This window comes from Streptomyces sp. NPDC051136, assembly GCF_044455745.1.
Taxonomy (GTDB): Bacteria; Actinomycetota; Actinomycetes; order Streptomycetales; family Streptomycetaceae; genus Streptomyces.
Genome location: NZ_JBITFE010000004.1, coordinates 430156 through 443702, shown reverse-complemented (window position 1 = coordinate 443702; position 13547 = coordinate 430156). Strand labels below are relative to the sequence as shown.

Below are 13547 nucleotides of genomic sequence, written 5' to 3'. Positions count from 1 at the left end.
CCGTTAGCGATGGGACGACGGTCCTCAGCCAGTTGTGACACTGCTGATGAGGAGGTCGTCCAAGGACTGCGCGATGGCCTTCGGGGTACGCGCTGTGAGCGGCAGGTGCACGGGGACGTCGACGGGGAAGAGCGCCCGCAACCGCACGGCGAGTTGCCCGGCGCTGATGGAGTCACCCCCCTGGGAGATGAAGTCGTCGTCCGGAGCCGGCGTCGCGCCGAGCACCTCGGCCCAGCAACGGGCCACCGCGTCCATCAAGGGCTGGAGTTGCTCGTCGGTGTCCTGGGGCGGCACCGGCGCGGGCGAGTGGGCGGAAGCCGGGGTACCGAGCAGGACCGGATCGATGGCAGGGGTCTTACCGGCGAGTCGGGGGTGCAACACGGGCGTGCGCCGGAAGATGCGGGGCGGCCCCGGAACCCGCAGCCCGCGGTCATGCTCCGCGTACGCGGACCAGTCGACCGGGACACCTCGCTCCCAGAGCCGTCCCACCACGGACAGCAGGGTCTGATGCGCGTCTGCGTCCTCGCCCGGCATGAGGGCCAGGCAGCGCCCGGGGTCGGCTCCGCCGAGTTGCAGTGCCCGGATCAGACTGGTTCCCGCGCCCAGCTGTACGAAGACCGCCCCGGGCCGTTCCTTGATCACGGTCCGTACCGCCCGGGCAAATTCCACCCGGTCACGCAGCTGGCTGCCCCAGTAGGCGGGGTCCATGGCCTCGAACCCGGTGAGCCAGGCACCACTTCTGCAGGACATCAGCGGAGTACCGGGCGCCGCCAGATCGAGCCGCTCGAGATAGCGTGCGAAACGGGCGGCGGCCTCGGTCATGCTCGGGTGGTGGAAGGCGTGGGACGTGTCCAGCCGTCGGTGCTCGACGGCCTGCTCGTCCAGCCAGGCCGTGAGAGCGGGGACGGCATCGAGTGAACTCGACACGACGCAGGCTCGGGGGGCGTTGACGGCCGCGACGACGCATTCCTCGGGCAGCCCGCGCAGGTCTTCGGCGGCCGCGCGGACCGCGAACATCGTGCCGGGCGGCATGTCGGCCATGGCCGCAGCACGCCGGCACACCGCGCGGGTGGCATCCTCGAAGGACATGATGCCGCTCAGGCAGGCGCCGGTGACCTCACCCACGCTGTGGCCCAGGATCGCGGCGGGCCGCACCCCGAGGCGGCCCAGTACGGAATGGACACCGAGGCCGGTCAGGTGCAGCACTGGTTGGGCGACCTGGGTGTCGGCCGTGTGGCTGCCGTCCTCGAAGGCGGCGCGGATACGCGCGTAGGTGTCATCGTCGACGACCGCCCGCGCCACGTCGAGCCCACGGTCCACGGTGCGGCGGAACCACGGCTCTCCCGCATACAACTGACGTGCGGCCTCGGCTGCTCTGCCGCCCTGACCGGGCAGCAGGTAGACGACGTCGGGTGCCGGTCCCTCCGCGCTGACGAACGATTCCGCGTCGGGCCATCGCACGGCTGTCCGGGTCGCTCCAGCTGGGACGACCACACTGGTCCGGACGGCGAGCGGAACTCGTCCGGTGCGGAGGGTGTGACCGACGTCGTGACGCTGGTCGTCGGATGCCGTGTCGACCAGGAGCCGGGTCGCCTCCACTGTTTCCGCCAGGCGGGAGGTGTCGTCCGCAGACAAGGGAAGCAGCTGCCAGGCGCGGCGTTCACCCCTGCGCGCGAGGTCGTCGATGTCGAACTCGCCGAGAACCAGGTGGGCATTGGTGCCGCCGAGGCCGAACGAGCTGACGGCGGCGTACCGGGGCGTCGAGCCTCTCCGCCATGGCTGGGCCCGGTCCGACAGGGAGAACGGTGTCGAGCTCAAGTCGACCGGCTGGCCACCCCTGAGCAGCGGCTCATTGGGGGGTATCTCCTCGTGCAGCAGGGCCAGTACAGCGGCGATCACCCCGGCGGCGCCGGCGGCGGCCGACATGTGCCCCACATTGGCCTTGACGGAGGTGAGCCGGCACCCGCCGAGGGGGGCGCCGTGCGCAAGGTAGGCGTGACTCGCGGCCTCGATCTCCAGCGCGTCACCGATGCGCGTGCCTGTTCCATGCGCCTCGAACATGCCAATGTCCTGGGCCTTGAGTTCCGCGATGTCGAGGGCTTCCTCGATGACGGCGGTCTGTCCTTCGACCCCCGGGGCGCTGAAGCCCGCGCGGGTCCGGCCGTCGTTGTTGACCACGGTTGCCGTGAGCACGGCGAAAATGCTGTCGCCATCGGCGAGGGCGTCGTCCAAGCGCCTCAGATAGAGGACGGCGACCCCGTTGCCCTCAACCGTGCCGTCGGCCGAGGTCATGAAGGGTTCACAGCGTCCCCGGCGGGAGTAGATCCCGGATTCCGCGTACAGGTAACCGGCATCCTGGAGGTCGATCGCGGCTCCGCCCGCGACTGCCGAATCGCACTCGCCGGCCAGTATGGCCTGAGCTGCCAGATGGATCGCCACCGCGGACGTCGAGCATGCCGTCTGGACGGTGATGGCAGGACCGGTGAGGCCGAACTTGTAGGCTAGGCGACTCGCCAGATAGTCGGGGTGATTGCCCACGGCCAATCGGGTCATCGCCAGCATGTCCGGTTCGTCCGCCAAGGCCTGCTCAAGGAGGGGTCCGTGACTGCTGGACTTGGCGCCGAGATATACGCCGACAGTGCCGGGCAGCATACTGATGGAGTGGCCTGAATGCTCGACGGCTCGATAGCAAGCCTCTAGCATCAGCCGGTGCTGTGGGTCGGTGAATTCTGCTTCCAGCGCACTGAACCGGAAAGCCTCGGCGTCAAATTCGAGGCACTCTTCCAAGGGGTACGTGACGGGAACGAAATCTGGATGGGTGTACCTTCGATATGGGATTTCACGGCGCGCGAGTTCATCGTGACTGAGCCACCTGCGTCCGCTCATCCCATTCCGGACAAGATTCCAGTATTCATCGATGTTACGTGCACCGGATGCCTTTATGGACATGCCTACGATGGCGACTCGGTCTTGCATGACTTCACTCCCCAAGATTATTTCTCGCCAGCCGGGAACGCTGAAATCCGCAACAGGCATCGTTAATGCCCGGAGCTGCTCGTGAATCGATTATGATATGGTATTCGACCTGGGGGATCTCAGGGGGAATCCACTAAGGTGAGTGCAGTGCCCAATGGTGTCATTGGTGACTTACTCGGCAGGAGGAATGAAGCGGTCCTGCCACTCGCACGATCGCGACCGGAGGCGGCGGGCCATTGACGGAGGTGTCAATGCCCGGAGGTGAATACCTCAACGGTCCGAGTATGCTCGAATAGGTAGGCAGGTCGTCGTCACTTGCCCCAGGGTGTGGGACGATGTCATCTGAGTGACCAACTTCAGTGGAGCGCCCTCTTACCTGAGGTGTGTGCCGAGCGGGTTTGCTGCCAGTCTTCTTCAAAATGAGTGACATTTTCGTTCGCAGCGGGTCGATTTTGCGAGCGTATGCGACAGCTCAACGTGGCAGCCTTAGAGATTGAGGCAACTGGAACTTCGTTTTCCAGCCCGAAGTATCCGTGAGGTTCCATGGGCCAGCTATCGGCAGCCACGGTAGCTGATGTCTGCGGTGTCACCTCGAATAGATGTTGCGAGGTAACCACTTACTTCCATAGGTGCATGAAGTCGAAGTGTTGGCATCTAGCATCTGGTAACCCTTCATCGGTCGAACGCGCCACAACTGGATCATGGAGTGATTGAACCGTAACACGGGGATGCGGGCACCCCGTTAAAGGAATAGCAAAGTCATGATTGCCCCGATTTGAGCATTGCGTCTCTTAATGGATGTGAGTGCTATTTATGATAGGTGGGGCATTAAGGTCAGGCGCTAACTGTGCATGCTGCTGAAAAGCAAGTGCGAATCAAGCCGAGATGGCGGCGCCCGCACGGCGAGATCGCACCGCAAGGGCTCTCGGTGCGGCCGGAGTTCTTCGTCACTACGAGGCCCCAACCCGGGCCCACCTGTTACGGCAGGAATCAGACACTCCGGCGCCGGGCCCGGCTCGCGGCGTTGGCGGGGTAGAGCGTCCGGCACCCGGTCCGGGCCAGCTAGCCCCGGTCGGCCAGTTTGCGGAGCTGACCGCGGACCGGCTCCAAACATGAAGACAGCTGCCCGATGGAACGGCCCCCTGCTCCATCCATCCGAGAGTTTGAACTTTCCCACCAGCCGGCGCGGTCAAGTAGTCCACCCACCGAGGCCCCATGCCACCCCGGATCCGGCTCGCACCTGCCCCGCTTCCGGATCCGGGTTCAACCATCGTCCTCTCCGCATCGCCTTCACCTGGCCGAGAGGCCCCAGCCTCCGTGACCGACGACTGACCGAACGGCTCCGTTGCCGTGCTGACATGCGAGGACACGCTATGAACCCACCCACACTGTCGTCGTGAGTGGAGGCCCGGCGCGGGGAAAACCACCCTCGCACGCGCCCTGGCCTGCGAACTCGGATGCCCCGCAATCCGTTCGGGACGAAATCAAGCAAGGCATGGTCATGGCCACTCCGGCTACCGGCGCGCCAGGAGTGATCCCCTCAACTCCCTGACCCTGGAGACCTTCTTCGGCGTCCTGACGGTGCTCCTGCGGGCCAGGGTGACGGTGGTGGCGGAAGCCGCCTACCAGGACCGGCTGTGGCGGGCGAACCTGGAACCGCTGGCGGACCTTGGCCACCTTCGAGTCATCCGCTGTACTCGCGCCTGCCGCGATCGCCCGCGACCGCATCGCCCAGCGTGCCGCTGAGAACCCCCATCGCGCCGCGCACGACGATCGCGAACTGCTGGAAGCGCTCACTCAGGGGGATCACTCACTGGAGTCCTTCGTGCCCCTCTCCCTCGACGTCCCCACCAAGGTCGTGGACACCTCTTCCCGTCTGCACCCCGAGCATCGAAGACATCGCGGCCTTCGTACGGGGTGGGACGCCGTCCTTCTGAGAGGCAGATCCCGGCTAGTCACACTCCAGGTATCCGTCCACTGCAGTTCGGCGACGGCTGCCCTCACGGACCGCCCCACGCGGCCACCCGGTCGCTGTCTCCGTGCACGGGACAAGCCAGTCGGTGTGGACCAGCGATTCCCTGCGTGGGGGGTTCCTGACGCGGACTGGAACTGCGCTCCGGCTCCGGAAGTCTCAGCGCGGGGCTTGGTGAATCGTTCAGCGATCGCGGCAAGGCCGTTGGAAGCGAGGGGCAGGGGGACGGGGGCGCCATGTCCGGAGTGTCGGAAGCGGGTTAGTGCGGGGGTCGGCTTGCCGGCGTCCCCGTCCTGAGCCGGAAGAAGGCTGTTGCTCATGACGCTCGTTTGACGCTCCGGGCGTCTGCACGAAGGGCGACGAGCCGAGAAACCGGCTCTGACCAGCGGCTTTCTTGGATCCCTTCAGTCTGACATCTTTTCGATGACGCATCATGGGGAGTGTGTCGCGATCCTTGAACCGGTCGCGAAGGGGTCCTGACCTGCGACTTTACCCGTGCGCATTATGTGCGGTGTGGGCGTTACGGGCGATATCTTGACGCTGGAATGACGCTCGTGACGCTCATTTGACGCTCGTTCTGATGGGGTGTCAGGTATCTTGCGTCGCTGGTCAGCTGGCCAGATAGGGAAGCTCACGAGGCGGGGGCGCCGGAAATTTTGGTGTCAAACAGTCATGCTCGGCCGCATCAGCAGAGGGTCCAGCAGGTTCCTGGTCTGCTGGTGGTACACGGCTCAGATGCAGTTTGACCAGCGAAAACAGCTTCGATCGCCACAAGCTGCGGATGGCTGGTCCGGGTATGGTCCGGATCTTGGTTCGAAGGTTCGTGGTGATGAGCGTTACTCGCATGTTGCGCTTGTACGACGATGACGGCCTCGGCACTGCTTCGAGAGGCGACGACGGGCCGCAGAAGACTGTCCTGACCGGGCTGCACCAAGGATGGATCCGGCACTGGCGGAGGCCAGCGGCGGTTTCTTCGGCCCGGCCCTACAATCGTGGCGCTGTCCTCGCAGGACCGCGACGACACCGCGTTGAGAATTCGTCCCGTGGGGGCTCGGTTGGCCGAGGCGTCGCGGCGGCGGGTTGATCAGTGTCTACCAGTGCCTCCCGACCCTGTGACGCCCCCGGGTCATGGTCGCAGAACCACGGTTTGAAGGGGCGGCGCCGGCGCACTATGGCTGTGAGTGCGCTTCCGCTGCTTTTCGCCATTCGTCGGCAGAGCTCCGCTTGGCGTGACCGGGGCTGTTTCCGCAGGTGAGAGACGGGCGGTCAGGCGCCGTGAGAGGGCTGGCGGAAAGGGCCATGGTGAACCGCTTGGGAGCTGAGAAGGGCGTTCGCCCAGCTGAGGTGCCTCAGGCTCGCTGCTCCGTGAATTGGCCTGACGGTGTGGGCCCTCCTGGCCTGATGGCGACTCGACCGGGACGTAGCGCCGTGATGACCCATCAGCTGCTGTCAGTGCCCACTGCTACACCCTTTGTTGGGATGAGCCGCGCTCCGCGGCCCACCCACGGGAGGGGGAAACGTGTCGAAGGTGCCGGACGGGTTCCACCGGGTTCGCGGACACATCCGTCGCAATCCGAAGCCCAGGAGCGCCAAGCGCATGAGCGGTTGGATGATTGCTGGCTTACTGGCTGGCGTGTGGCTGTGGGGGCAGGTGTTCGGGTTCGGTGAGTCCACCGCCCCGACACCGCCGGCGGATCCGAAGCCGGCGGCCAGCGCGACGGCCGACCGCTGATGGGACGGATACGTCTGCGGCGTCCTCGCGGTGCCGCGGAACTGGTCGCAGCGGCTGTGGTTGCCCTGGCTGTGCTCGTCCTGGTGGCGCGGACGGCGGCCACGGCGGTCGGCGCACTGAAGGCGGCCTGGCCTGCCCTGCTGGCTTTCGCCCTGCTCACGGGAGCCGTCGCGGTGTGGCGGATCAGGCAGGCGGCCACGATGCGGCGTCGGGAGAAGGAGCGGCTGGCCACTCTGCGGATCACGCTCGCGGAGTTCGACACCATGGACGACCGTCACTTCGAGTACGCCCTGCGGGATCTGCTGGTCCGCGACGGCTGGCCGGCCCGCAGAGTGGGTGGCGGCGGCGACCAGGCCGCCGACGTCATCGGTGACCATCCGCAGTACGGCCGGATCGTGGTGCAGGCCAAGCACACCCGCGTCGGCGGGAAAGTGGGCTCAGCCGTGATGTACGCGGTGAAGGGGACGGCCGGGCCGGTCCACAAAGCCGATCACGCTGTCGTCGTCACCAACGGAGCCTTCACCCGCGATGCCATGGCGTGGGGCGACCGGCACGGCGTCCACTGGATCGACCGGGAAAAGCTTCGGCGCTGGGCCGAGGACGGTGCCGCTCTGCACGAGCTCCTCGGATTGTCAGCGCGCTCCCGCCCGAGCCGATTCAGGCGTGCGGCATGACTGGCAAAGAGTGTGATCGCTGCCCAAGACGTCTGGAGGTGTGGTGTTCGACGAGGACGGGTCGCTCGACCCGCTGCTGAAGTTCCTGCTGTATGCCGTCATCACGCTGGCCGTCGGAAAGATGCTCTGGGAGTGGCTCACCGAGGACGTCGGCCAGTGGATCACCGTAGATTTGTGGGGGCTGATAGCCGATCACCCGTGGTGGACCGGGCTCTTTGTGGTCGGCGGACTGCTCATGCTGCTCGTGCTCGGCAGAATCCTGTCATACCTGTTCGGCGTCAACACCTACGCCGACGCGGACGACACGTTCGCCGCTCCCTCTGGCGACGCGATCGAAGCGGACGCGCTGACCTTCAAGATGAAGCAGCTCTCGTCGATGAGCGCGACGGGTTTCGAGCAGGCGTGCACTGATCTCCTGGCCCGTGACGGATTCCGGCGTCCGAAGCGGGTCGGGGGCGCCGGTGACCTCGGCGTGGACATCACTGCCCGCGATGACGAAGACCGCCTCCTGATCGTGCAGTGCAAGCAGTATCAGAGCCCAGTCGGGTCAGGCCACGTGCAGAAGTTCAACGGGACAGCCCGCCCGCACCACGGAGCCGACCTCCCGATCATGATCGCGCTCAACGGCTTCACGCAGCCGGCGATCGACTTCGCCCAGCATCACCAGCTCATCCTCATGAGCCGCCCGGAATTGAAACGATGGGCCCACGGCGAGCACCTCTACGACGTCCTCGGCATCCAAAGCACGACACACTGATGCCAGCGCACACGGAGCTGAGTCCGTCCCGGGAGATCCCGCCTAGTGGCCGGTGGTCCCGTTTCGGGCTCAGTCCGGTGCGGCGCGTTGTCATGGAGGTCGGCCCGGGCCCCTCCCGGCGAAGAGCTCCCCACCGCGAGGCGGCCTTGGGTCGAGAGATCGTGAGGCGACACACCTGTGATGACGCCGCGGTCTCCGGCATGCCGGTCCTCCCCAATGGGCTCTCTACCCCAGCCGCTCACCTTCTGAAGCGCGCTTCCTGACGATCCGTGACCTTGCTGCTCGGCGGGTAGGTACTGAGGCTGCCCGGCAAGGCCGCAGTAGCCGGACTCACTGCCTCCGAGGCAGCCGTCCGGGCTGACCATCAGCATGAGGAACCCGATCAGGTAGAGCGCGGCAGGCGGAAGGTGAGCCGGTCGCGGCAGAGGGTGACCTCTATGTCGATTCCGCTGTCAAGGACGGTGAGCACGTCGATGTGAGCGTCGGCGGGTACCCGCGCCAGGTCCCTGGTTCCGTCGGAGACGGTCAGTGGCTCGGGCGTGTCCGTGGCGTCATTTCGAATCCGCACCGCTAGAGGGGCCTCGGGAGCAGCGGCGAAAGGAATTACCTGCAAAGAGCAACGCTCGGTGTCCAACAAGTCGTTGATCAGGCTTCGCTTACGGAATCGGGTGTACTCGAGGAGTTCACCGGTCTCATAGGCGTTGGCGTTGAAGTCGCTCTTCCACCGGTTGATATGGAGATCGGTTAGCCACTGGCGAAGGTCTTCGGGGCGAATGTGTTGGGTCTTGGCCGAACGGCCAATGCTGTGGGCCAGTCGGCGAGACGTGATACCGGCGTTCAGGAGATTGAGGGCGTGGGGGGTGTCCACTCCGTGGCGCAGGTGCCATCCGGCCGTGGACGGGAGCCGGAATGTGGCATGAGCGTTTTCAAGGCGGGCGTTGACAAGGTTGATCAGTGCGCCGAGGGTCCAGGACAGGTAGTGCTCGAAGGTGCTGCTGATGTTGCTGACGGTCTGTTCCAGGGCCCACTCGGGCGGAAGCGACGGCAGCCAGTCGGTGGAGAGGTCGGGGATGGAGCGGCCGCCGATCCACGCCGCCACCGCTGCCGCGATGTCGACAGTGATCTTGTTGCTTCTCCCCCTCGGCTTTTCGGTGAAGGTCCAGGCATCCTTGGCCTCGGGGAGACTGAGCAGAAGGCTGTAGACGTTGTGCTGAGCAAAGAAGTCCAGGGCTTGTTGAAGCGGCCACTCGGAGGCCAGAGCATCGGCGAGGGCCTCTCCCCAGAAGCCTTGAGGAACCGGTGTGGGAGCTGCCGGATCCCGCAGAAGGAGTACGGTCAGGACTTCTGCAACGGCGTCCAGGGTGCGGGCGGACCTGATACTGGTCCCAGGCGTGGTCCAACGGCGGCGTGCACCTTCATCGGTAGCTGCGTATTCATCAGCGACCTTGACCGCGAGACGCATCCAGCGCTGGGCGAGCTCGTCCGGCAATTGGCGCATGGCCAGAAGTCGTTGGACAGCGGCCAGGGGCGGCTGCTCGGTGAGCGTGGGGATGCGTGAGAGCGCGTCGAGCGTGAACCAGACGTATGAGGCGAAGTCCGCCGCCTGGCTGGCCGCGAGACGTAGGACAGCGTTGGCGCTCTGGGCGATGAGCTCCTCCGCCTCGGCGAGGGAAGCCAGAGCGTCTTCGGATCCGAGCGCGGAAAGTACGTGAAGCCGGTCGGCTCCAGGCTGAAGCAGGCTGTAGTCCGCCGTACGTGGATTGCTGTGACGGGTGAGTAGGATCCAGCCTTCACTTTCGCGGCCGGCGCGGCCAGCTCGCCCGACGGCGTTAAGGAGTTGGGCAGGTGGCATCTGAGGTCGTCCCGACCAGCGTTGGGGTCTGCCGTCGTCGACGTCGCTGTGGATGACAACAGAGCGCACGGGCAGATTGACCCCGTCGGTGAGGGTGCTGGTGCAGCAGATCACGTTCAGTTTGTCGTCACGAAGCGCATCTTCGACGGCGCGCAAGACTTCGGCCGGGAGCCTGGCGTGATGGTAGGCGACGCCGTGGCGCGCGCAGTCAATCAGGGGGTGCTCAGCTCCCAGGGTATCGGCGAGGAATTCGGCCAGTTGTGCGGCGGGAGCGTGTTCGGGCAGAAACTCAGCGACGGCGCGGGCCATCGTCTTGGCGGAGTTCCGTGAGTCGCAGACCACCAGGACGCTGCCAGCTCGTGCCAGGTGGGCGGCTCCGAAGGCGAACAAGGTGCGGTTAGGAACAGATGCGGGTGCTTTGGCACTGGTGTCGCCAGGCGTCTTTTCCAGATAGATGCGTGTGCCCAGAGGCTCTTCCGGCCGGGTGGTCATCGAGTACGTCTGGCCGGTCGTGGTGGGACGGACACTGATTCGTAGGCCCATCGGCACTCGGAGCTCAGTGGTTCGCGTGCGGTTCGGGTGCGGCGGAAGTGTCCTGCGCACCTGCTGGTCGCGAAAGAGTTCAGGGGTAAGCAGTCCGTGTAGGCGTCGCGGTCCGCGCCATGCGTCGGTGAACACCACTTTCTCTGGAGGCTGTTCATCATCGAGCCAGGCCGCGAGTTCACCGTGGTTTCCCACGGCCGCGGACAGCAACACCAGGCGTGGCGGGCGGGGATGCGCCTGACAGAAGGCGAGGAGCCCTTCGAGGAGGAATCCACGTTCGCCTTGCTGAATGTGATGAGCCTCGTCGATCACGATCAGTCCAACACCGTCCAACGCGGCATGGGCATCTTGGCGCAAGGCGTGCATCAGTCGCTCAGGAGTGGAGATCTCCACGTCGCTATCGGCGCTGGTGAGGGGGACTCCGGAGGCCGGAAAGTCCGGCTGGTCCGCAGCGAGAGTCCGGCCCAGGACGCGCAGGCGCGAGCGTAGTGCCTGACGCATCTCACGGCCCAGACTTCGCAACGGTGAGACGTACAGCACGCGTTCCGCGTGGTCGGCGAGGTGGGCGCAAATGATGAGCTGCGCCATCAGGGTCTTGCCGGCGCTGGTGGGCACACTGATCAGCAGGCGGCGGGTGTTCTCATCCAGCGGGTTGGCCTTCTTGAGCAGGGAACGTTGCGGCGGCCACAGCGTCATCACCGGTGGATCCGACAGAGCGAAGGTCCGCGCGAGGGCTGGCGGAGATCCGTCGGGCAATAGCCCCTGCAGGCTGTCGGCGGCCAGATCACCCAAGAACTCCAGCAGGTGTGCTGCCACCCAGCGTGCCGAGCGGTCGGCCATGCCCGCTTCCCCGGTGACGACGTCGCGCAGCCGGGTCCGAGCCTGCTCCAATGCCGGAGCGTCGGCCCGGGTGAGATATCGCGTCAGGTACGCACAGGCGTCGACGACCGCTTCGGCGGGTCCATAGACGGTGCCGTGCAAGTTGGGAGCGTCGGCGAGCTGGGCGAGATCTCTTAACTGAGAACGCCAGCGGCGCAGCAGTTGGGCGAGACGGCGACGCTGCATCCCCAGGAACGCCACTGCGGCTTCGACGGCGAGTGTGTCGAGGTGGCTCGACAGGGCCGCCTCAGTGATCAGAAGGGAGTCTGTCTGGTCGATCTGGCGGAAGACCGCGGTGGCGTTGGGGTCCTGCTCGCAACGCCGGTAGCCGATCTGTGCGCCGAAGGCCATGGCCAGGCGCCGGGCTCGGATCACTTCAGGGGGCTGCGCGGATGATGGACGTTCTGCTTCCGCGTCGACAGAGAATTCGGTGGCGCGGATCTGGTGCCGGGGATCGCCCAGAGCCAGCTCGAGGATGTGGGCGCTGACGGCAAACGCGTGTCTACGCCGTACCGGGTCATACAGCTCAGTGCCCTCTGCCGCGGCGGCCACCCCGTGCAGGTACCAGGCGGTGCCGAGAAGCTGATCCGGCACCTCCGAATCGGCACGGATCGCTGCGACTTCGATGTCGGCGATCAGAGCGGCGAGTTGTTCGGGGGAGGGCAGGATGCCGGTCTCATGGACACCCAGTGCTTGAGCCAGGATCTGTGGATCTACAGTGCGCTCCACACCAGCTCCTGTACGTGCTCGGCGAATTCCGCGAAGTTGTCGATGGCGATGACGAGCCCTTCCAGCGCACCGGGATGTGTCAGGTGCGGGATGTGAGTGTGCGAGGTGGTGAACGCCTCGGTGGGTGCTGCAGAGGTGTTGGTGGCCACGCTGACTCCTGCGCCGCTACTGGGGTGGCCGTCGATCCACATCTCGACCATCTGACTGACGAACGCACCGAGATCACCCGCGAACTCGCGGTCTGCCCAGGCCGTCTGGGACAGCACGTACGCGGCGCCATTCTCGCTGAGCTGCTGCCAGGCGCCGGTCACGGTGGCCGTGATCGAGTCGTCCTTGCCGGTGTACTTCTTCATTTCCCAGAGCCGGAATACCAGTTCCGGTCCCGAGCCGCTTCGGGTACGCCGGATGATCAGCCCGTCGCCGCCGCCGTCGTTGACGTTCACTTTCGGCTCAGCCAAGTACTCAGTAGTTCGACCCGGCAGGTCGGGCGTCTCGAGAGCAAGTAGGTACCACAGCCACTCACCGACATGGCCGGGGACGCCGTGGTGCGGCTTTGCGTTTGGCTTCGTCTGAGGCTTGAAGACGGGACTGGCGAACTCCTTGACCAAGCGCTGCTGGCGCGGGTCGAGTGCTGCTTCACCAAGCGCCACTGCTCGCCAGAGAGCGAAGACATGCGGCAACTTGCGGCAGCGCTGTCGCATCACCGCCTCGGCGACGATCCAGGCGATCGCTGCGCGCTCTTCTGGGACGAGTCCGGCCAGCGAGGCGAAATCCCAAGGGCACGGCTGCTGCACACCATGGCGCTGTCGCTTCGTGAACGCGGTGATCCGATTGCCGTGCCGTGCGGCGAGCTTCTGACCTATAGAAGGGGGGACGCGGCCACCATTGCCACCTGCAGTCGCCATGAAGGTCGCGTGTCTCCCACCCGCGGCTGACTAGACGTTGGGCCTTAGGGAGCAAGCCGCTCAGCAGCCCTGGGCGCGTCCGAGGGTAGCTGACGGCCACATGCCCTGGCGCGCTGTCCGCCGTGAGTACGAGGTCGTGGTGGCAAGGCGCCTGAGGTCTGCCAGTCGCAAGCTCCCCAGGGCCGGGACGGCGAGGGAATGGGCTACCTCTCCGTCGAGCACCGCGACGACCCGGCGGACGGCTGTCCGGTCGCTGCGCTCGCCACCGACATCGCGCGCGAGGTCGGGGGCGCGAGGCCCGTCGCGTCTACGTCGACGGGTGGCCGACTTCGCCGAATTCCTAGCTAGAGAGGACCGGGACGGCATCGTCCGCCTCTGCACCCTGTTCGGTGCGCTGGTCCTATCCCGGGCCCTCAAAGCCCCCCGCTCTCCGGGGAGATCTTCGCCGCCGCGCACGCAGCCTTGACTGAAGCAGTCTGATCAAGGGTCCGATGCCGGTGCACATCGACCGCGCTCGAAGGCTCCTTC

Annotated in this window: 7 protein-coding genes and 1 pseudogene; 4 read left to right on the top strand and 4 right to left on the bottom strand. The window is 65.8% G+C overall.

Translation table 11 applies throughout. The features are described 5' to 3' along the window. Positions 1-24: 24 nt before the first annotated feature. The gene (locus ACIBCJ_RS14530) at positions 25-2976 is read right to left on the bottom strand and encodes a type I polyketide synthase (protein ID WP_365978211.1); all 2952 of its coding nucleotides are present in this window, start codon (positions 2974-2976) and stop codon (positions 25-27) included. Between the two features lie 1684 nt (positions 2977-4660). Further along, positions 4661-4786: a hypothetical protein gene (locus tag ACIBCJ_RS14525; protein ID WP_279588482.1), complete on the bottom strand. Its 126-nt coding sequence runs from the start codon at positions 4784-4786 to the stop codon at positions 4661-4663. Positions 4787-6467: 1681 nt separating this feature from the next. Here ACIBCJ_RS14525 and ACIBCJ_RS14520 point away from each other — a divergent pair. From ACIBCJ_RS14520 to ACIBCJ_RS14510, 3 genes are read left to right on the top strand one after another with little or no spacing between them, the layout of a single operon-like run. Then, positions 6468-6680 (top strand): hypothetical protein, encoded by a 213-nt coding sequence (locus tag ACIBCJ_RS14520; RefSeq protein ID WP_365978210.1) that lies wholly within the window; start codon positions 6468-6470, stop codon positions 6678-6680. Then, entirely contained in the window at positions 6680-7354 is a 675-nt protein-coding gene (locus tag ACIBCJ_RS14515) for a restriction endonuclease (protein ID WP_176119201.1), read from the top strand. The genes ACIBCJ_RS14520 and ACIBCJ_RS14515 overlap by 1 nt, the downstream gene beginning before the upstream one ends. A gap of 43 nt (positions 7355-7397) precedes the next feature. Beyond that, entirely contained in the window at positions 7398-8111 is a 714-nt protein-coding gene (locus ACIBCJ_RS14510; protein WP_365978209.1) for a restriction endonuclease, read from the top strand. 382 nt (positions 8112-8493) lie between these two features. Here the strand turns inward: ACIBCJ_RS14510 and ACIBCJ_RS14505 are convergent, their stop codons facing one another. After that, positions 8494-12114 (bottom strand): DEAD/DEAH box helicase, encoded by a 3621-nt coding sequence (locus ACIBCJ_RS14505; RefSeq protein WP_365978208.1) that lies wholly within the window; start codon positions 12112-12114, stop codon positions 8494-8496. After that, positions 12099-13019 (bottom strand): hypothetical protein, encoded by a 921-nt coding sequence (locus ACIBCJ_RS14500; protein WP_176119204.1) that lies wholly within the window; start codon positions 13017-13019, stop codon positions 12099-12101. The genes ACIBCJ_RS14505 and ACIBCJ_RS14500 overlap by 16 nt, the downstream gene beginning before the upstream one ends. 204 nt (positions 13020-13223) lie before the next feature. Between ACIBCJ_RS14500 and ACIBCJ_RS14495 the strand changes: the two are divergent. Then, positions 13224-13499: pseudogene (locus ACIBCJ_RS14495) on the top strand (TetR/AcrR family transcriptional regulator); the annotation flags it as partial. Positions 13500-13547 lie beyond the last annotated feature (48 nt).

Excerpts from the sequence above, each read along its gene's own strand:
- ACIBCJ_RS14530 (WP_365978211.1), bottom strand. The coding sequence starts at position 2,976 with ATGCAAGACCGAGTCGCCATCGTAGGCATGTCCATAAAGGCATCCGGT.
- ACIBCJ_RS14515 (WP_176119201.1), top strand. The coding sequence starts at position 6,680 with ATGGGACGGATACGTCTGCGGCGTCCTCGCGGTGCCGCGGAACTGGTC.
- ACIBCJ_RS14500 (WP_176119204.1), bottom strand. The coding sequence starts at position 13,019 with ATGGCGACTGCAGGTGGCAATGGTGGCCGCGTCCCCCCTTCTATAGGT.